The 18775-nt window shown below is 69.7% G+C and carries 15 protein-coding genes and 1 pseudogene; 5 read left to right on the top strand and 11 right to left on the bottom strand.

Annotated elements, in window-relative coordinates:
- Positions 1 to 52 precede the first annotated feature (52 nt).
- On the bottom strand, positions 53 to 1300 hold the full coding sequence (locus tag ACZ3IC_RS13645) for an NAD(P)/FAD-dependent oxidoreductase (RefSeq protein WP_467415719.1): 1248 nt from the start codon (positions 1298 to 1300) through the stop codon (positions 53 to 55).
- Positions 1300 to 2742, bottom strand: a complete 1443-nt coding sequence (locus ACZ3IC_RS13640) for an FAD-dependent oxidoreductase (RefSeq protein WP_467415717.1) — start codon at positions 2740 to 2742, stop codon at positions 1300 to 1302. Before ACZ3IC_RS13640 ends, ACZ3IC_RS13645 begins: the two co-directional genes overlap by 1 nt.
- Before the next feature lie 603 nt (positions 2743 to 3345).
- Here ACZ3IC_RS13640 and ACZ3IC_RS13635 point away from each other — a divergent pair.
- From ACZ3IC_RS13635 to ACZ3IC_RS13620, 4 genes and pseudogenes are all read left to right on the top strand, one after another.
- Positions 3346 to 4602, top strand: coding sequence for a LolA family protein (locus ACZ3IC_RS13635; protein WP_467415715.1), 1257 nt, complete (start codon positions 3346 to 3348; stop codon positions 4600 to 4602).
- A gap of 216 nt (positions 4603 to 4818) precedes the next feature.
- Positions 4819 to 5820 (top strand): ABC transporter ATP-binding protein, encoded by a 1002-nt coding sequence (locus ACZ3IC_RS13630; RefSeq protein WP_467415714.1) that lies wholly within the window; start codon positions 4819 to 4821, stop codon positions 5818 to 5820.
- Entirely contained in the window at positions 5807 to 6694 is an 888-nt protein-coding gene (locus ACZ3IC_RS13625; RefSeq protein WP_467415712.1) for an ABC transporter permease, read from the top strand. Before ACZ3IC_RS13630 ends, ACZ3IC_RS13625 begins: the two co-directional genes overlap by 14 nt.
- A 194-nt stretch (positions 6695 to 6888) precedes the next feature.
- Positions 6889 to 7467: pseudogene (locus ACZ3IC_RS13620) on the top strand (TetR/AcrR family transcriptional regulator); the annotation flags it as partial.
- Positions 7468 to 7606: 139 nt separating this feature from the next.
- Here the strand turns inward: ACZ3IC_RS13620 and ACZ3IC_RS13615 are convergent.
- Both ACZ3IC_RS13615 and ACZ3IC_RS13610 read right to left on the bottom strand, forming a co-directional pair.
- Positions 7607 to 8419, bottom strand: coding sequence for an HAD family hydrolase (locus ACZ3IC_RS13615; protein ID WP_467415709.1), 813 nt, complete (start codon positions 8417 to 8419; stop codon positions 7607 to 7609).
- Between the two features lie 362 nt (positions 8420 to 8781).
- Positions 8782 to 9228, bottom strand: coding sequence for a VOC family protein (locus ACZ3IC_RS13610; RefSeq protein ID WP_467415708.1), 447 nt, complete (start codon positions 9226 to 9228; stop codon positions 8782 to 8784).
- A 22-nt stretch (positions 9229 to 9250) separates the two neighbouring features.
- On the opposite strand from ACZ3IC_RS13610, the gene ACZ3IC_RS13605 reads away from it, so the two are divergent.
- Complete coding sequence (locus ACZ3IC_RS13605; protein WP_467415706.1) at positions 9251 to 9862, top strand: CGNR zinc finger domain-containing protein; 612 nt, start codon at positions 9251 to 9253, stop codon at positions 9860 to 9862.
- An 85-nt stretch (positions 9863 to 9947) separates the two neighbouring features.
- On the opposite strand, the gene ACZ3IC_RS13600 is transcribed toward ACZ3IC_RS13605, so the two are convergent.
- The 7 genes from ACZ3IC_RS13600 to ACZ3IC_RS13570 all read right to left on the bottom strand — a co-directional run bounded on the left by ACZ3IC_RS13600 (position 9948) and on the right by ACZ3IC_RS13570 (position 18722).
- Entirely contained in the window at positions 9948 to 10217 is a 270-nt protein-coding gene (locus ACZ3IC_RS13600; protein ID WP_467415705.1) for a hypothetical protein, read from the bottom strand.
- Between the two features lie 69 nt (positions 10218 to 10286).
- Positions 10287 to 11852, bottom strand: coding sequence for an FAD-dependent monooxygenase (locus ACZ3IC_RS13595; RefSeq protein ID WP_467415704.1), 1566 nt, complete (start codon positions 11850 to 11852; stop codon positions 10287 to 10289).
- A gap of 156 nt (positions 11853 to 12008) precedes the next feature.
- Positions 12009 to 13004: an EamA family transporter RarD gene (gene rarD, locus ACZ3IC_RS13590; RefSeq protein WP_467415701.1), complete on the bottom strand. Its 996-nt coding sequence runs from the start codon at positions 13002 to 13004 to the stop codon at positions 12009 to 12011.
- Between the two features lie 205 nt (positions 13005 to 13209).
- On the bottom strand, positions 13210 to 14268 hold the full coding sequence (locus ACZ3IC_RS13585) for a 2-oxoacid:ferredoxin oxidoreductase subunit beta (RefSeq protein WP_467415700.1): 1059 nt from the start codon (positions 14266 to 14268) through the stop codon (positions 13210 to 13212).
- The gene (locus ACZ3IC_RS13580; protein WP_467415698.1) at positions 14261 to 16213 is read right to left on the bottom strand and encodes a 2-oxoacid:acceptor oxidoreductase subunit alpha; all 1953 of its coding nucleotides are present in this window, start codon (positions 16211 to 16213) and stop codon (positions 14261 to 14263) included. Before ACZ3IC_RS13580 ends, ACZ3IC_RS13585 begins: the two co-directional genes overlap by 8 nt.
- Positions 16214 to 16505: 292 nt before the next feature.
- Complete coding sequence (locus tag ACZ3IC_RS13575) at positions 16506 to 17180, bottom strand: LuxR C-terminal-related transcriptional regulator (RefSeq protein WP_467415695.1); 675 nt, start codon at positions 17178 to 17180, stop codon at positions 16506 to 16508.
- 186 nt (positions 17181 to 17366) lie between these two features.
- Positions 17367 to 18722, bottom strand: coding sequence for a sensor histidine kinase (locus tag ACZ3IC_RS13570; protein WP_467415694.1), 1356 nt, complete (start codon positions 18720 to 18722; stop codon positions 17367 to 17369).
- Positions 18723 to 18775: the final 53 nt, after the last annotated feature.

The raw sequence follows: 18775 nt of genomic DNA, 5'->3' as shown, positions 1-18775 counted from the left end.
CAGACTTCCCGCCTCTGACCGGGGCACGACGTACCCCGGCGCGGGCCGCTCGTCAGCGCAGGCCGATGGTGACCGGGCCGCCCCGGGCGCTGAGGCCCTTCATCACCGACCACGGCACGCGGAAGACGCGTCCGGGCGCGGCGGGCCAGGGCAGGGTCCGTTCCGAGACGACCCGCCCGTTCTGACCGACGACGACATGCGGGAACCGGATGGACCGGTCCGTCCACAGCAGCAGGCGCCCGCGCGGGGGAGCCGGGTCGCCGGGGCGCAGCAGCCCCGGCGACACCCAGCGCAGTGGAGCCTCGGCGAGGATGCGCAGGCCCGGGGCCGGCTCGCCGGAACCGGCCAGCCAAGCCTCGACCTGGTCCGCGACGTGCAGGCCGTCGAGGGCCGCGACATCGGCGGTGTCGACCGGGTGCAGGAGATTGCCCGCGGCGAAGACGCCGGGGCGGCTGGTCCGCAGGGCGGTGTCGGTCAGCGGGCCGAGGGTTCCCGGGTCGAGATCGAGCCCGCCGCTGCGGACGAGTTCGTGGTCGGGGATCCAGTCCCCGGTGAAGACCACGGTGTCGCAGGCGACGGTGCGCCGGGCGCGGGTGTCGAGATTCTCGATCTCTACTGCCTCGACCCGGCCCTTGCCGATGATGCGGGTGACCCGGCTGCGGTTGGCGACGGGTACGCGCAGCAGGGCGCGGCCGACGACGTTGAACGCGGCGTACGACTCCGTCCGGGGGTACTGGCTGACCATCAGCTCGGTGGCGCAACCGGCTTCGCGGAGGGTGACGGCGGCGGACCAGCTGACCAGTTCCCCTCCGACGATGACGGCCCGGCTGCCGACCTCGCTGTGGTGCAGGTGGACGGCGTTCTGCAACTGCCCGGTGGTGTAGACGCCCTGGGGCCGGTCACCGGGGATGCGCCGGGCCGCGCGGGGCCGTTCGCGCGCTCCGGTGGCGAGCACGATGGCTCCGGCCTCCACGCGCAGCCGTCCCTGCGGACCGGTGACCTCCACGGCCCGGTCGTCGGCCCAGTGGGTGACCATGGTCTCGGTGTGGATGGTGGCCCCGGCCGAGGTGGCCTGCTCGACGAGGTGGCGCGCGTACTTCGGGCCGGTCATGACCCGATGCAGGTCCCGCAGGCCGTATCCGGTGTGGTCGCTGTGGCGGGGGATGCCTCCGGCGTCCTTCTCCCGGTCGAGCACCAGGACTTCGCCGCGGATGCGCGGTGCGAGGGCGGCGGCGGCCGTGAGCCCGGCGGGGCCGCCTCCGATGATCAGGACGTCCGGAGTGAGTGTGGTGATGGTCATCAGGAGTTCACCTCGGGCCGTGCCGGCGCGGCGGTAGTGCCGCCGCAACCGTTTTCGTTCAGGAGTCGGTCGACAGCGGCGCCGCAGAAGAAGCCCTGGCAGCGGCCGTTCATGGCCCGGGTGCGGCGGCGCAGGCCCTCCAGGTTGCGTGCGGGCAGGGGAGATTGGAACGCGTCGCGGATCTCACCGGCGGTGACGCGCTCGCAGAAGCAGACGACCTTGCCGTACTCGGGATCGGCGGCGATGCGGTCGGCGTCCTGGTAGGGGCGCACGGTCGCCTCGCCGATGTTGGCCATGTGCGGAGGGCCGGGCAGTTCGGTGCGTGCGGTGAGGACGAGTCCGGCCTTTTCGAGTACCTCGTGGACGTGCTCGGCGATGGCCATGCCGGCGGTCAGACCGGTCGAGCGGATTCCGCCGACGAGGAGGTACCGCTGCGAGGGGACGGGTTCGATGAGATAGTCCCCGTGGTCGATGGCGGCCCGCAGCCCCGCGTAGGAAGCGGTCACCTCCTCGGTGAGCAGGTGGGGCATGAGGCGCTCGCCCTTGTCCAGCAGGAAGGCGAATCCGTCCTCGGACGTTCCGGTCGCGGTGCGGTCGGTGAGGTCCTTTGAGGTGGGCCCCAGCATGACGTTGCCGTAGATGGTGGGAGAGATGAGCACCCCCTTGCCCCGGGACGTGGGCACCGGCAGGACGATCATGTCGACCAGCGGGCGGGCGAGCTTGTCGAAGACGAACAGCTCACCGCGGCGCGGGGTGACGGTGAACCGCTCGTGGCCGAAGAGCCGGTCGATGCGGTCGGCGCCGAGGCCCGCCGCGTTGACCACCCAACGGGCCTGTACGGAGCCGCCCGTGGTGGTCAGCGTGGTGGACCGGGTGTTCACCGACACCGCGGTGACGGCGTGGTTGAGGAGGACCTCGGCGCCGCGCTGTCTCGCGTCCGTGGCCAGGGCCAGGTTCGTCGTCCAGGTGCAGATGATCGACTCGTCGGGGACCGTGAGCCCGCCGAGCGCGCCCTCGCCGAGGGCGGGGATCAGCTCGTAGACCTCGTCGGCGCCGACGATCCGGCACCGGTCGTAACCGTTCTGCTCGGCCTTCTCCTTGAGGCCGGGCAGGGCGTCCAGCTCCTCGGCGTTCCATGCGACGAGGATCGCGCCCGTGTGCTCGACCGGGATGCCGGTCGAGCGGGCGTACTCCGACAGCAGGTGGTATCCGCGCTTGACCAGCCCGGACTCCAGCGTGCCCGGCTTCGCATCGAATCCGGTGTGCAGGATCGCGGTGTTCGCCTTGCTGGTTCCGTCGCCGACGTCGTCGCGTGCCTCGACGAGTGCGACCGACAGCTGATGGCCGGACAGGTCGCGGGCGATCGCCGAGCCGACGATGCCGGCGCCGATGACGACGACGTCGTAGACATGGTCCGGCTTGTGCGGTGTGGTGTCGGTCATCCGAGCCCTCCCTTGCGGGCGGTGACCTCGGCGGCCGTTGCCCGGTGTTGGCGTGACCATGGCGGTGCTGTCCTTTCTCAGGAGTGTCCGGCCGAGATCACCACTGCACCCGACTGCTGATCGTGCCGCTGCGCTCCACGGCGGTGGAGATTCGACGGTGACGTTCGGCCGGCAGCATCCCGGCAACCTATCTGACTGGTTTCGTGGGAAAGTGACTGGAGATGCCTGAAGGTGTGAATGAGTGACCGGAAAACGTCATGAGTTGGCGTGTAATTCACCTGTCTCCCCGCGCCGTGACCCGATTGGCGGGTGTGTGTCGCGGTTCTGTGCCTGGCCCGCCCCGGCTGCTGTGGCGGTCCTGGGATCGGGGGCGCCCATGCCCGAACGCGTGCCCCGTCACCCCCACCCCTACGGGACGGGAGGGATCTGCCCGGGTGGCGTCATACCGAAGAGGTAGGCGGAGTTGCTCCCCGGGAGTGACGCTTTCGCACCGTCGATTTGGTCGGATGGAGAACAACCACTCCTGACCAAATCGGTGAGAATGGCGGCACGGAGTGGACGAGTGCATCCGGACGGAAGCCGCCGACCACGGAGGTAGGACACATGGCACCGAACGACAGCGTAGAGAGCAACGGCGGGACCGGGGGCACCGCCGTCGGCCGTCGAAAGGCGGCGCGCTACATCGTCCCGTTCGCGGTGGCGGGAGTGGCGGCCGGGACGATCGGGCTCGTCCCGGCGCTCGCGAGCACCGGCGACCCCGATCTGCCGGAGATCACCGCACAGCAGCTCATCGAGAAGATCGCCGCTTCGGACACCCAGCAGCTTTCCGGCACGGTGAAGATCAGCACGGACCTCGGCATCCCGTCGCTCGACGGTCTGGCCGGCTCCTTCGCCCCGGCCGGCAGCGACAGCAGCGGCGGCAAGGGCGATTCGACCGCCGACCCGCAGACGAAGATGACGGAGCTGGCGTCCGGCACGCACACCCTGCGGGTGGCCGCCGACGGCCCCGACAAGCGGCGGGTGTCGATCCTGGAGAAGGCGGCGGAGTACAGCCTGATCCACAACGGTGATCAGGTCTGGGCGTACGACAGCGGGACCAACCAGGCCTACCACGCCACCGAGGACCGGAGCGGGAAGAAGTCCGGGCACTCGACCCCGGTCCCCGAGGGCGTGCCGACCACGCCGAAGGCGCTTGCCGAGCAGGCCCTGAAGGCCGCAGGCCCCACCACCTCGGTGACGGTCGACGGCACGGCGCAGGTCGCCGGACGTGACGCGTACAAGCTGCTCATCAAGCCCAAGCAGAGCGGCTCCACGATCGGTTCGGTCACGGTCGCGGTCGACGCGAAGAACGGCGTGCCGCTGAAGTTCACGCTGCTTCCGAGCAGCGGTGGCAAGGCCGTCGTCGACGCCGGATTCACCACGGTCGACTTCGCGAAGCCGGCCGCCTCCTCGTTCACGTTCACTCCGCCCAAGGGTGCCGAGGTGACCGAGGCCGACGACGCGAAGGCGCAAGCGAAGGCCGACGGGGCCGAGGGGCTGGGCATGTTCCCGGGCGCCGAGGAACTGGGCGCCGGGGGCCGGGGCGCCAAGGACACGAAGGTCATCGGCGAGGGCTGGAACGCGATCGCCGAGATCAGGACCCCGGGCGGCACCGGACTCCCCTCGAAGGACTCGGGTGACGTACCGGCCGAGGCGCAGCAGTTCCTGGACTCCCTGGGCGACAAGGTCTCCGGCGAGTTCGGCTCGGGCACGGTCCTCAAGACCCGCCTGGTCAACGCGCTGATGACGGACGACGGCAAGCTGTACGTCGGCGCGGTCACGCCGGACGCACTGGTCAAGGCGGCCGACAACGCCGCCTGACGCCCCTGCGCGTCGCGCTTCCCGGCATCGTCCACCCGCCCCGCCGTACCCTCCGTACGGCGGGGCGGACCCCTCCAGCCCTGTCCGGTGGGCCACGGCCGAGGCCGCGACGTCCGGCACGACGCCTTGCGACACACCGCACCGGACGCGCCCTGTCCAGGTGCTGATGGTCCTGATCCGCCGGACAGGCCTTACCCGACCCATGGGGGAGTACGCATGACAGAACCTGTGACCGTGACAGAGCCCGGGACCGTGACCGAGCCGAGGGCGGTGGCCGAGCCCGGGGCCGTGATCGAGACACGGGGCCTCACCAAGCGGTACCGCGGCGGCCAGCTCGCCGTCGACGGCCTCGACCTCAGCGTTCCCGGCGGCAGCGTCTTCGGTTTCCTCGGCCCCAACGGCTCCGGGAAGACCACGACCATCCGGATGTTGATGGGCCTGATCGACCCGACGTCCGGCACGGCGCAGGTCCTCGGCCATCCCATGCCGGACGCGGCCCGCTCCGTACTCCCGCAGGTCGGGGCCTTGATCGAGGGGCCCGCGCTGTACGGCTTCCTGAGCGGCCGGGACAATCTGCTGCGCTACGACTCCGCCGACCCGACCGCTGATCCACGCACCCGCCGAGCCCGGGTAGGGCAGGCCCTGGACCGGGTGGGGCTGGCCGCTGCGGCCGGCAAGAAGGCCAAGGCGTACTCGCTCGGCATGAAGCAGCGCCTCGGTCTCGCCGCTGCCCTGCTCCAGCCGCGCCGCCTGCTCGTGCTCGACGAGCCGACCAACGGCTTGGACCCGCAGGGCATGCGTGAGATCCGCACCCTGGTCAGGGAACTGGCGGCGGAGGGCACCACCGTCTTCCTCTCCTCCCACCTCCTCGACGAGATCGAGCAGGTCTGCACCCATGCCGCGGTGATGGCCAGGGGACGGCTGATCACCCAGGGACCGGTCGCGGAGCTGGCGGCGGGCGCCCGCGGCCGATTGGCCGTCACCACCCCCGACCCGGGCGACGCCGCCCGAGTCCTCAAGGAACTGGGCGTCACCGGCATCACGGTCGACGGCGACCGGGTGAGCGCCGAGGCCCCGCCGGGCGACGTCGAACTCGCGGACCTCAGCGCGGCGCTGGTGCACGCCGGCGTACGCCTGCGGTCCTTCGGCGTCGAACGGGCCTCGTTGGAGGATGCCTTTGTCGCACTCACCGGAGAGGGTTTCGATGTCGCAGGCTGAATTCGCACTCGTAGGCGCGGGCAGGGCACGCAACCCGCTGTGGACCTTCGGAATCCTCCGCTCCGAACTGACCACCACACTCCGCCGCTGGCGCACCCTGGCGCTGCTCGGGGTGCTGGCCGCGGTCCCCGTACTGATCGGGATCGCGGTGAAGATCGAGACGGACGACGGCTCGTCGCCCGGACCGAGCGGTGGTGGGGGAGGCCCCGCGTTCCTCTCCCAGGTCACCAACAACGGCCTTTTCCTGGTCTTCGCGGCCCTCGCCGTGACGCTCCCGGTTTTCCTCCCGATGGCCGTCGGGGTCGTCGCGGGAGACTCGGTCGCGGGTGAGGCCAACGCCGGCACGCTGCGCTATCTGCTGGTCGCCCCGGCGGGCCGGACCCGGCTGTTGCTGGCGAAGTACGCCTCCGTGCTCACGTTCTGCCTGCTCGCGACCCTGGTCGTGGCGGTCTCGGCGCTCGCCGTGGGCGCGCTGCTCTTCCCCGTCGGTGAGGTCACGACCATCTCGGGGACCCGGATCAGCTTCGGCGAAGGGCTGCTGCGGGCCGGGCTGACCGCGGTGGTGGTCGCGGCGTCACTGATCGGATTCGCGGCGATCGGCCTGTTCATCTCGACCCTCACCAGCAGCGGGATCGCGGCCATGGCCGCGACCGTGGGAATGCTGATCACCGTGCAGATCGTGGACACGATCCCGCAGTTGAGCGGCATCCACCCGTATCTCTTCCCGCACTACTGGATGTCGTACGCGGACCTGCTGCGCGACCCGCTCTACTGGGACGAGGTGGTCAAGAACCTGGGCCTTCAGGGCTTGTACGCGGCGGTGTTCGGTTCGGCGGCCTGGGCCCGCTTCACGGCTAAGGACATCACCGCCTGACGCGCGGCGCGGTGTCCCCGTGCCGTCGGCCGGGCGAGCCGTCCCCCGATCGGCTCGTCGCGGCACGAACGGCACGAACGGTGCGAACAGCAGAACGACACGACACGGCACGTTCCGTTTCCGCCTCAGTATTGTTCGACTTCTGGCGATGAACTGTCAACAAGGATTGGCTCAAATACGCCTATGCTCACCGAATGATCACATCGCCGAGTTCACTGCGTCGCAGCGAGAGATCACGACGGGCGACCCTGGAAGCCGCCCTCGAACTGTGCACGGAGAAGGGGTACGGCCGCGTCACCGTCGAGGCCATCGCGGCCAGAGCGGGTGTCAGCAAGAAGACGATCTACCGCTGGTGGCCGTCAAAGAGCGCGGTGATGCTGGAGGCGTTCACCGACGCGCTGGTCGGCACGACGCCGTTCGCCGACACCGGCGACATCGCCGCCGACCTGCGGGCCAATGTGATGGGCGCGGTGAAGCTGCTCTCCACGCCGCCCTTCGGCCCCGCGTACGCCGGGATTCTCTCCGAGGTTCACCACGACGACGCACTCGCGGAAACGGTCAGGACGAAGCTGGTCGACCCCCGCTTCGAACAGGCGGTCGCCCGCCTGCGCCGGGCCCAGGAGCAGGGGCAGATCCCGCCGGGCGCAGACCTTTGGCCGGCGGTGGAGATGCTGTACGGGCCGGTGTACTACCGCCATGTGCTGCGCAAGCCGATGCAGGACGAGGAGACGGTCAGGGCATTGGTGGCACATGTGCTGCGGGCGTTGGGGGCACAGGAAGTGCCGGGAGTGCCGGAAGTGCCGGAAGTGCCGGGAGTGCCGGAGGTGCCGGAAGTTCCGGAGGTGCCGGAGGTGCCGGACGTGCTCCCGCCGGAGGGTGGGAACGGCCGAGAATCATCCTCCGGATGATCAATCACCGTGATCCGTACACCCGCTCCAGCACCTTCGCGACCCCGTCGCCCTCGTTCGACGTGGTCACCTCGTCCGCCGCGGCCCGAAGATCCGGATGAGCGTTGGCCATGGCGACGCCGTAACCGGCTGTGCGGAACATCGGAAGGTCGTTGGGCATGTCGCCGAAGGCGATCGTGGTGTCCGCTTCCACGCCCAGGAACTCGGCGGCCTGCGCGAGGCCGGTCCCCTTGTCGACGCCGTACGGCTGAAGTTCGACGGTGCCGGGGCCGGAGAGCGTGACGGAGGCGAGATCGCCGACCGCCGTACGGGCCGCCTCGGCCAGCGCGTCGTCCGTGAGCTCCGGGTGCCGGATGAGCACCTTGATGACGGGCGTGGACCACAACTCATGGCGATGCCGAGTCCGTTGGGCGGGGAGTGTGGGATGGGGCATCCGATACCCCGGCTCGATCAGTGTCCGGCCCTCGGCCCCGTCCTGGTCCACGGCCGCGAAGACCGGGCCCACCTGGGCCTCGATCTTGCCGAGCGCGGTGTCGGCCGCCTCCGGGTCCAGGGTGACCGCCCGCACCATCCGCCCGGACCCGGCGTCGTACAACTGAGTCCCCTGCCCGCAGACCGCCGGCCCCCGGTAGCCCAGCTCGGCGAGCAGACCCCGTATGCCGGGCACGGGCCGCCCGGTGACCACGAGATGCCGCGCCCCGGCCTGTGCGGCCAGGGCGAGCGCGGCGCGGGTGCGGGGGCTCACGGTGTCGTCGCGGCGCAGCAGGGTGCCGTCCAGGTCCGTGGCGACGAGGGCATATGCGGGTGGGATGGGCATGGATCAAGCCTAAGGAGATCTGCCTCGGGTGCGTGTGCTTCCACCGCCTCCGCGTTGACAGGTGACGGGCGAACACCCTTCATTCAAGGGGTCCGTGATGAGTTCCTACTCCGCGCCCTGTAACTGACGCAGCGCAGCAACCGCACGTCGTCCTTCTGCCGTTCGCGCTTCCCGGTACCGCCCTGTGTGCCGTCCGAATGCAATGCCCTGACGGCTCCGGTGTGGCGCCAAGTCCTTTGACAGTACGCGTAGTTGTCCGCAATCGGCGTCCGGCGGAAAACCGTGCGGTGGCTCCGCTCCACGCTCATCAACCGACGCGCCCGGCCGCAACGGTGAATCCCGTACCGCTGCCCCCGTCGAGGCTAATGGACGCAGAACTCATTGCCCTCGGGGTCGGCGAGAAGGGCCCAGGTGCCCCCCGGTTCCTCGACCCTGCGGAGCGCCGTCGCGCCCAGCCCCTCCAGGCGCGTCACTTCTTCCTCGCGTCGCTCCGGGCCCGCGTGTACGTCTAGGTGGAGGCGGTTCACCGTCTTGGTTTCCGGTACGCGCTGGAACAGCAGCCGTCGCCCGAGCCCTATTCCGCTCTCCGCCTCGTACGGATCGTCCGGGTGCCGGACCGCCACGAGGTCGCACCACGCCCGGCGACCGTCGACCAGCACCGTCGCCGCTTCCGGTGCCGCCCCGAGGTCCAACAGCCGTTCGATCATGGCGCTGTTGTCCTCGACCAGGTAGCCGAGGGCCTCGGCCCAGAAGGCGGCCTGGGCGTGCGGGTCGGCCGAGTCGATGACGAGTTTCCAGTGCAGGGTCATGGAAACCTTTTATGGTGGTTACATGAACGACTCGGCAACGGGTGCGCCGGGACTGACCCTCCGGACACCGGAAGGGCGCCCCTATCGCTTCGATCCCGGCGCCCTGTGCCTGGAGTTGCTGCCCACCGGCGGGTATGCGCGGTACGCGGCGTACGAGGTGCTGCACACCCCCGCCGACCTGGTGCGATGGGCGGGCGAGAGCCGGTTGCCGGACGGCCTGCCTCTTTCGGTGAGCACGGAGGAGCTGCGGCGGACGCACGAGCTGCGCGCCGCGCTCTGGAACCTGGCCACAGCCCGCGCACACGACCGCCCCCTCGCCCCGGCCGACCTCGCCACGGTGAACGCCGCGGCGGCTGAGCCCCCGCTCGTCCCTCGTGTCGACATCGACTCCGGCACCTTCGCCTGGGCTCCGGACGCCACCGGAACGGCCCTTCTGTCGAGCGTCGCCCGCGACGCGGTGGAGCTGTTCACCAGTCCGTACGCCGACCGCGTCCGCGAATGCGGCTCCGAGAGCTGCAAGTTGCTCTTCGTTGACACCTCGCGGCCGGGCAGGCGGCGTTGGTGCGCGATGGAGCGCTGCGGAAACCTCCACAAGGTACGGGCCCGCCGCGCCCGGCAGTCCGCGACTGACTGAGGAGAGGCCCCCCTGTGTGCGAACGTGACAGCCGACCCCCGTATGCGACCGACTGCCCAGAGCCCGGGTAAGCCCCGCGAGGCCCCTACGCGGGGGCGTGGGCGACGGTGCGGACGAAGTGCCTCCCCGGGTACTTCTCGATGCTGTGGATGCGGTATGTGGCGATCGTGCGGTCGATATGGCGGACATCGACCGCCCCGCCCGGGTGCAGGGATTCGAGGCAGGGCGGGTGGACCCGCTCCACTCTGTCGTCCGTGTGTGCGGTGCGCGAGGCTCCGCAGAGGAGGAAGGACAGCGTGGACAGGGCCGCTGTGGCGGTGCGCAGAAATACGCGGGAGCTCCCCGACGTGTGCATGGATCGACTCATGACATGTCAGGAAAATATAAGCTTCTGGTAGTTCTGGGATTGTCGACCGTGTCGCGTTCAAAGCCGCCTGAATGCCGTACCGCCGAGGTGATCCAGGTAGTCCACGAAGGCCCGACCGTCCTCGGCCGGTGCGATCAGTCCCACGTGGTTGTCCGGGCGGACCAGGACGAGGGTGTCGGCGCCCGTTTCGATGCCGTACGCCGAGCGGGCGTGACCTGCGTCGTCGGTCAGGTCGTGCCGTGCTCGCGCATCCACCCCGTACGCCCGCACCGCGTCGCCGTACGCCGCCTCCGCCGCCCGGAGTGTCTCCGCCGAGCCCGGGCCGAAGCCCAGCAGGGTGAAGTGCGGTCCGGCGAACGCCTCGAAGAGGCGGGTCGGAGCGCCCGTTCTGGCATTGCGGCAGGGGGCGTCCGGGGCGCGGTCGCCCGCCCGCAGGCGGGTGGTGGAGCCTGCGGGGGAGAGCGAGCTCCAGTGGTAGCCCAGACCCAGGCCCGTGGTGTCCCTCGTGACCACCGCGTCCAGGCCGCCACCCGGCCGCGCGATCGCGTCGAGCGTGACCCGCAGCCGCTCGGAGGCGATGTCGAGCGTCCAGGAGGCCACGGGCAGCCGCTCCTCCTCGTACGTGTCCAGCAGGCCGGGATCCGCCTGGCCGGTGACGACCCGGGCGAGCTTCCAGCCCAGGTTGAACGCGTCCTGGATCCCGGTGTTCATGCCCAGTCCGCCCGCGATGGCGTGCACATGCGCGGCGTCCCCGGCCAGCAGTACACGGCCCACTCGGTAGCGGTCGGCCATGCGCTCGTTGACCCGGTACGTGGACAGCAGGGTGGCCTGCGACAGCTGGGTGCCCGGCAGCCCGGTGTGCCTGGCGAAGAGCCGGCGGAAGCTCTCCAGCGAGGGCGGCACGGGGGCGCCCTCCCGGTCCCGCTCCGGCCCCGCTTGGAACCACCAGCCCGACCGCGTACCCGGGATCGGGCACAGCAGCACGGCGCCGTCCTCGTCGAACCACTGGTGCCAGCAGCCGCGGTCGAGACCGTCCGCCTCCACGTCCCCGCAGACCATCGTCTGCTCCTCGGTCGTCTTCCCCTCGAACGGGACGCCGAGCATTTTGCGTACCGGGCTGTGGCCGCCGTCGCAGCCCACCACATAGCGTGCCTCGATGCTCCGGCCGTCGGCGAGCGCGACGGTCACCGAGTGGCTCCGCTCCGTCAACTCGGTTGCCTCCGAGTCGAGTTCGACGTACACGCCGTACTCCGCCAGGCGATCCCGCAGGATCTCCTCCAGTCGCCACTGGGTGATCAGCCACGGTCGGCCGTACGGAACGTCCGGTGTCGGGTGCCATGCCTCGAACGGGTCGGTGTCGGTGATCGGCAGCCCGTTGCGGTACTTGCGCATGGGCGGCCACGCCGAGCCCGCGGCGAGGACCCTGTCGATGACGCCGAGGTCCTCCAGGACCTCCAGGGAGCGGGGATTGGGGCCCTTGGCCCGTGAACTACGGGGAAAGTCGGGGGACTTGTCGATGATCCGTACGTCGATGGAGCGCCGGGCCAGATCGCAGGCCAGGGTCAGGCCGGTCGGGCCCGAGCCGACGATCAGTACCTGGGTGGTGGGGGTGATTGCGACCATGAGGGCTCCTCGGTTGCGGTTCCGTGGGCACCCAGGAAAATGTAACCGAGGTAAAAAAGCAACCCGGTAACTTAAGTTGTGTGTCCGCGGCCTCGCGGGCGTCGTAGGCGGTGTGCGCCATCGCGATCTCGCCCCAGTGGCGGCGGAAGGTGCTGGTCACTGTGTTGGGGTTGCGGCCGACGAGGGCGAAGCGGAATCCCCGGCCGACGGTGCCTGCCGCGAAGCATGGGCTGCAGACTGCGCCGCACGGGCCTGCGCCTGCGCCCTCGTTCGCCGCGCTGTCCGGAACGCGTCCCACGTCAGCAGGGTGAGCGCCAGCCACACCAGGCCGAATCCGGCCCACCGCTCCGGCGGCATCTCCTCGTGGAAGTACACGATGCCGAGGATGAACTGGAAGACCGGCGCCAGATACTGCAACAGGCCCAGTGTGGAGAGGGGCACGCGGATTGCCGCCGCCCCGAACAGGACGAGCGGTGCAGCCGTGACGACACCCGTCGCGGCCAGCAGCGCGGCATGACCGAAGCCTTCGGAGGTGAACGTCGAACCACCCTGGGCGCCCAGCCACAGCAGATAGCCGAGCGCGGGCACGAACATCACGGCGGTCTCGGCGGCGAGCGACTCCAGGCCGCCCATGTCGACCTGCTTCTTCACCAGGCCGTACGTCGCGAAGGAGAATGCCAGCGACAACGAGATCCACGGCGGCTGTCCGTAGCCGATCGCCAGCACCAGCACCGCCGCGACACCGGTGCCGACCGCCACCCACTGCGAGGGGCGCAGCCGTTCACCGAGAACCAGGACGCCCATGGCGATGGTGACCAGCGGATTGATGAAGTAGCCGAGCGACGCCTCGACGACCTGGCCGTTGTTCACGGACCAGATGTACAGACCCCAGTTGACCGTGATCACCGCTGCGGCGACCGATATCAGGCCGAGCTTCTTCGGCTGCCGTATCAGCTCGCCGATCCAGGACCAGCGGCGCAGCACCAGCAGTGCGATGCCGACGACCCCGAGGCACCAGACCATGCGATGGGCGAGGATCTCGAGCGCGCCGGCGGGCTTCAGCAGTGGCCAGAACAGCGGGACGATGCCCCACAGGCCGTAGGCGCCGATACCGGACAGCAGCCCGGCCCGCTGTTCATTTGTCCCCTTCACGGGCCCTCCCGGTATGTCTGTGTCAACTGCTCCGCCGACTGCACGACGGTAACGCCGGGAGGGCCCATGTCATAGCCGTATCGTCATACGGTCATGACATGGGCCCTTTGGGTGCGAGGGAGCGGAGTTGCGCCCCGGCCCGCAATCGCCGTACGGCCGAAATTCAGCCCGTACGGCGATTCGACATACCCCTGAGGGGGGTCCGCTAGCCGACGACCGTCCAGTTGTCGTTGCCTGCGAGCAGCGCGGCCAGGTCGCCCTTGCCGTCTCTCTCGACGGCGGTGTCGAGCTGTTCGGCCATCTGCGTGTCGTAGACCGGCCGGTCGACGCTGCGCAGCACCCCGATGGGGGTCTGGTGCAGGGTGTCGGGGTCGGCGAGCCGGGACAGTGCGAAGGCCGTGGTGGGGCTGGCGGCGTGGGCATCGTGGACGAGGATCTGCGACCGGTTCTCCTCGGTGACCGCGACGACCTTGAGGTCGCCGGTGGCCGGGTCGCGTACGACGCCCTTGTCGTTGTCCGCGCCGAAGAGGATCGGCTGCCCGTGCTCCAGCCGGATGACCGCGTTCTGCGCCTGGTCCTTGTCCTTGAGGGCCTCGAAGGCGCCGTCGTTGAAGATGTTGCAGTTCTGGTAGATCTCCACCAGCGCCGTGCCCGGGTGGTCGGCCGCCGCGCGCAGCACACTGGTGAGGTGCTTGCGGTCGGAGTCGATCGTACGGGCGACGAAGGACGCTTCCGCGCCGATGGCCAGGGACACCGGGTTGAAGGGGGCGTCGAGCGAGCCCATCGGCGTCGACTTGGTGATCTTGCCGACTTCGGAGGTGGGGGAGTACTGGCCCTTGGTGAGCCCGTAGATCCGGTTGTTGAAGAGCAGGATCTTGAGGTTCACATTGCGGCGCAGTGCGTGGATGAGGTGGTTGCCGCCGATGGACAGCGCGTCGCCGTCACCCGTGACGACCCAGACGGACAGGTCGCGGCGGGAGGAGGCGAGACCGGTGGCGATGGCCGGGGCGCGGCCATGGATCGAGTGCATCCCGTAGGTGTTCATGTAGTACGGGAAGCGGGAGCTGCAGCCGATGCCGGAGACGAAGACGATGTTCTCCTTCGCCAGCTCGAGCTCGGGCATGAAGCCCTGCACGGCGGCGAGGACCGCGTAGTCACCGCAGCCGGGGCACCAGCGCACTTCCTGGTCGGACTTGAAGTCCTTCATGGACTGCTTGGCCTCGGCCTTGGGTACCAGCTGCAGGAGTTCATTGGTGTCAGGCATCGATGGCCTCCTTGAGAGCCGTCGCAAGCTGCTCGGCCTTGAACGGCATACCGTTGACCTGGTTGTAACTGCGCGCGTCGACGAGGTACTTGGCGCGGATGAGCGTAGCCAGCTGGCCGAGGTTCATCTCCGGCACGACCACCTTGTCGTAGCGCTTCAGCACCTCGCCGAGATTCCTCGGGAAGGGGTTGAGGTTGCGCAGATGGGCCTGGGCGATGGGCTCTCCGGCGGCGCGCAGCCGGCGGACGGCGGCGGTGATGGGGCCGTAGGTGGAGCCCCAGCCCAGGACGAGCGTCCGCGCCTCGGACGGGTCGTCGACCTCGATGTCGGGGACCTCGATGCCGTCGATCTTTGCCTGACGGGTGCGGACCATGAAGTCGTGGTTCGCGGGGTCGTAGGAGATGTTGCCGCTGCCGTCCTGCTTCTCGATGCCGCCGATGCGGTGTTCGAGACCGGGGGTGCCGGGGACGGCCCACGGCCGGGCCAGGCTCTGCGGGTCGCGCTTGTACGGCCAGAACACCTCGGTGCCGTCGGCCAGTTCATGGTTCGGTCCGGTGGCGAATTGGACGCGCAGGTCGGGGAGGTCGTCGACCTCGGGGATCTTCCACGGCTCGGAGCCGTTGGCGAGATAGCCGTCCGACAGCAGGAAGACCGGGGTGCGGTACGTCAGCGCGATCCGGGCGGCGTCGAGCGCGGCGTCGAAGCAGTCCGCCGGGGTCTTGGGGGCCACGATCGGGACCGGGGCCTCGCCGTTGCGCCCGTACATCGCCTGGAGCAGATCGGCCTGCTCGGTCTTGGTGGGCAGGCCGGTGGACGGTCCGCCGCGCTGGATGTCGATGACGATCAGTGGCAGTTCGAGGGAGACGGCGAGCCCGATGGTCTCCGACTTCAGGGCCACCCCGGGCCCGGACGTCGTCGTCACCGCGAGCGATCCGCCGAACGCGGCGCCCAGCGCGGCACCGATGCCCGCGATCTCGTCCTCGGCCTGGAAGGTGCGTACACCGAAGTTCTTGTGCTTGCTGAGCTCGTGCAGGATGTCGGAGGCCGGAGTGATCGGGTACGAGCCCAGGTAGAGCGGCAGATCCGCCTGCCGGCCCGCGGCGATCAGCCCGTAGGACAGCGCCAGGTTCCCGGAGATGCTGCGGTACGTGCCCGTCGGGAAGGCCTGCGAGGCGGGCGCCACCTCGTAGCTGACCGCGAAGTCCTCCGTCGTCTCCCCGAAATTCCACCCGGCCCGGAACGCGGTCACGTTCGCCTCGGCGATCTGCGGCTTCTTCGCGAACTTGGCGCGAAGGAACGCCTCGGTTCCCTCGGTCGGCCGGTGATACATCCAGGAGAGCAGCCCGAGCGCGAACATGTTCTTCGAGCGCGCCGCCTCCTTGCGGGAGAGCCCGAACTCCTTCAGCGCTTCGATCGTGAGCGTGGTCAGCGGCACCGGATGGACGTTGTACGCCTCCAGCGAGCCGTCCTCCAGAGGACTGGTCCCGTAGCCGACCTTCGCCATCGGGCGCTTGGTGAACTCATCGGTGTTGACGATGATTTCGGCGCCGCGCGGCACATCGCCGATGTTGGCCCTGAGGGCGGCCGGGTTCATCGCGACCAGGACGTTCGGGGCGTCGCCCGGCGTCAGGATGTCGTGGTCGGCGAAATGCAGCTGGAACGATGAAACCCCCGGCAGGGTGCCTGCGGGGGCGCGGATCTCGGCGGGGAAGTTCGGCAGCGTGGAGAGATCGTTCCCGAAGGACGCGGTCTCCGAGGTGAACCGGTCACCGGTGAGCTGCATACCGTCTCCGGAGTCACCCGCGAAGCGGATGATCACCCGATCCAGGCGGCGGATCTCCTTCTCGCCGCCCGTGTGATCGGAGCCGGGGGCACGCTGCCCCCCGACGAGCGCCTCGCTGGCCTCATCGGCCTGTTCGGCTGGGCTACTGACCTGGCTGGTCACTGAACTGGACCTCCCTCGGGGCGGCGACTCGGGACCGGCCGGCCCGCCGACGGTCCCAAGGCCCACCCTACGTCGGTAAGGGGCGCCTTCCCCGGATCGATCGCATGGTGGACGTCGTTTTGAGACGCGATTTGATACCGGTTTGTCATGTTTCTCAAGCCCCCCAGTCATTCGATGAAGACGCTGTGCGCTCATTCTTTGGTTCTAGGACCCCCACCGTCCGGGTGGCTGTTGCCGGCCCCCGTGATGACCCCGGTGACCTTCACCAGGCATCTGGCAGGGCGTCAGTCATTCAGGAGTTCAGGTAGGTCAGCACCGCCAGCACCCGGCGGTGGTCCCCGTCGCTGGGAGACAGGCCCAGCTTCAGGAAGATATTGCTGACGTGCTTCTCCACGGCGCCGTCGCTCACCATCAACTGCCTGGCCACCGCGGAGTTCGTACGCCCTTCCGCCATCAGGCCGAGCACCTCGCGCTCGCGCGGCGTCAGCCCGGCCAGGACGTCCTGCTTACGGCTCCGCCCCAGCAGCTGCGCCACCACCTCCGGGTCCAGCGCCGTCCCGCCCTGCGCCACCCGGACCACCGCGTCCACGAATTCCCGGACCTCGGCGACCCGGTCCTTGAGCAGATACCCCACACCCCGGCTGGATCCGGCCAGCAGCTCGGTCGCGTACCGCTCCTCGACGTACTGCGAAAGGACCAGTACCCCGATCCCGGGATAGTCCTTGCGCAACCGCACGGCCGCCCGCACGCCCTCGTCGGTATGGGTGGGCGGCATCCGCACATCGGCGACCACCACATCGGGCAGCGCATCCTGGCCCGCGAGATCACGCACCGTCTTGATCAGCGCCTCGGCGTCCCCCACCCCGGCCACGACGTCATGCCCGAGATCGGTCAGCAGTCGGGTGAGCCCCTCCCGAAGCAGTACCGAATCCTCGGCGATGACCACCCGCACCCTGTCCTCCACCATGACGCTGTTATCCCCCACTGCTCGCTGGTCCCGCCCGTATGACGTCCCAGCATCCCAGTATCGGCAGTGCTGTGTCCTCGGCAGCCGTACGGGCTTGATTTCAAGCCGGTACGGCTGCCGAGGACGAGGGGAGGGAGGGGGAGCCGTGGGGGTGGGGGTTCCTGTCACGGCTCCGTGCGGGGGGTCTCAGCCGCGCCACGGCAGCTCGGCCGTGATCCGCGTCGGTCCGCCCTGCGGGGAATCCACGACGAGGACGCCGTCCACCGCGTCCAGCCGCTCGGTCAGCCCGGCCAGCCCGCTGCCCGACGGCACATCGGCGCCGCCGCGCCCGTTGTCGGTGACCTGGAGCATCAGTCGGTCCGTCGACCGCCACACGTCGACCGATGCGCGGGTCGCTTGTGCATGCTTGCTCACGTTCTGCAACAGCTCGGAGACCGTGAAGTAGGCGATTCCCTCGATGGCCTGGGCGGGCCGGGACGCCAGGTCCACTCCCACTGTCACGGGGACGGTGCAGCGGGAGGCGATGGCGGAGAGTGCGGCGTCGAGTCCTCGGTCGGTGAGGACGGCGGGGTGGATGCCGCGGGCGAGGTCGCGTAGTTCCTGGAGGGCGACCTTGACCTCGCCGTGGGCCTCGTCGACCATGCGGGCGGCGGCCTCGGGGTCGTTCGTGAGCTTCTCCTTCGCCAGGCCCAGGTCCATGGCGAGGGCGACGAGCCGGGCCTGTGCGCCGTCGTGGAGGTCGCGTTCGATGCGGCGCAGGTCGGCGGCGGCCGTGTCGACGACCACTCCGCGATCCGACTCAAGCTCGGAGACGCGTGTCGCCAGCCGGGACGGCCCGAGCAGCCCGGACACCATCACCCGGTCCACGCCCGCCAGACCGCGGATGATCCACGGCGTGACGAGGACGAGCATCAGCCCGCACGCGCTGGTCGCAGCCAGGTCGAAGGGGGAGTTGAGGTAGACGTCATGGGTGCCGTCGCCGTACAGCCGTAGGCCGGCGACCCCCACGTACGTCGGGTAGATCCAGTGCCACAGGGGGTAGGTGAGGGCGGCCCACCCGGACACCCAGAGCGTCAGCGAAACGGTGAAGGCGAAGATCGCCCACGGGAGGTGCAGCAGCGCATAGAGCAGATGCCGCCAGGACACCCCGCTCTTGAGGACCGCGCCCACCCAGGACAACAGGCCGCCGGTCCTGCCGCGCACCGGCGCCGGGGCCGCCACGTCCAGCTTCAGCAGCCCGCGCGCCCGGGCCCGCTCCATCGCGCCGAAACCGCGGCACATGGCCAGCGCGCCGGCCAGGATCGGAACCCCGAGGAAGGTGATCAGCAGGCCGATGCCCAGCGACGTCAGGGCGATCGAGAGGCTGAACAGGACCACGCCGATGGGCAGGCTCAACAGCAGATAGCCGAACTCGCGCCAGGTCCTGCCCTCGAAGGGTGCGCGCAGCGCGGCCGGGAAGAAGTGCTTCGCCGGGGGAGGGTCCCCGAAACCGGCTACGGACCGCTGGTGGTCCCGAGTGTCCGGTCCGTATGCCGTGGCCATGGGTGCAGTCCGTTTCTTCTCATGGAGCCGGATTCTCCGGTGTTTTGGGGGTT

The sequence above is a fragment of the Streptomyces sp. NPDC002958 genome (assembly GCF_055563255.1).
Note: the sequence above shows the minus strand (reverse complement) of the source record. Positions and strands in the feature narration are given on the sequence as shown.

Excerpts from the sequence above, each read along its gene's own strand:
- ACZ3IC_RS13600 (WP_467415705.1), bottom strand. The coding sequence starts at position 10,217 with ATGCACACGTCGGGGAGCTCCCGCGTATTTCTGCGCACCGCCACAGCG.
- ACZ3IC_RS13575 (WP_467415695.1), bottom strand. The coding sequence starts at position 17,180 with ATGGTGGAGGACAGGGTGCGGGTGGTCATCGCCGAGGATTCGGTACTG.
- ACZ3IC_RS13635 (WP_467415715.1), top strand. The coding sequence starts at position 3,346 with ATGGCACCGAACGACAGCGTAGAGAGCAACGGCGGGACCGGGGGCACC.
- ACZ3IC_RS13640 (WP_467415717.1), bottom strand. The coding sequence starts at position 2,742 with ATGACCGACACCACACCGCACAAGCCGGACCATGTCTACGACGTCGTC.
- ACZ3IC_RS13615 (WP_467415709.1), bottom strand. The coding sequence starts at position 8,419 with ATGCCCATCCCACCCGCATATGCCCTCGTCGCCACGGACCTGGACGGC.
- ACZ3IC_RS13595 (WP_467415704.1), bottom strand. The coding sequence starts at position 11,852 with ATGGTCGCAATCACCCCCACCACCCAGGTACTGATCGTCGGCTCGGGC.
- ACZ3IC_RS13645 (WP_467415719.1), bottom strand. The coding sequence starts at position 1,300 with ATGACCATCACCACACTCACTCCGGACGTCCTGATCATCGGAGGCGGC.
- ACZ3IC_RS13605 (WP_467415706.1), top strand. The coding sequence starts at position 9,251 with ATGAACGACTCGGCAACGGGTGCGCCGGGACTGACCCTCCGGACACCG.
- ACZ3IC_RS13610 (WP_467415708.1), bottom strand. The coding sequence starts at position 9,228 with ATGACCCTGCACTGGAAACTCGTCATCGACTCGGCCGACCCGCACGCC.
- ACZ3IC_RS13570 (WP_467415694.1), bottom strand. The coding sequence starts at position 18,722 with ATGGCCACGGCATACGGACCGGACACTCGGGACCACCAGCGGTCCGTA.
- ACZ3IC_RS13585 (WP_467415700.1), bottom strand. The coding sequence starts at position 14,268 with ATGCCTGACACCAATGAACTCCTGCAGCTGGTACCCAAGGCCGAGGCC.
- ACZ3IC_RS13625 (WP_467415712.1), top strand. The coding sequence starts at position 5,807 with ATGTCGCAGGCTGAATTCGCACTCGTAGGCGCGGGCAGGGCACGCAAC.
- ACZ3IC_RS13630 (WP_467415714.1), top strand. The coding sequence starts at position 4,819 with ATGACAGAACCTGTGACCGTGACAGAGCCCGGGACCGTGACCGAGCCG.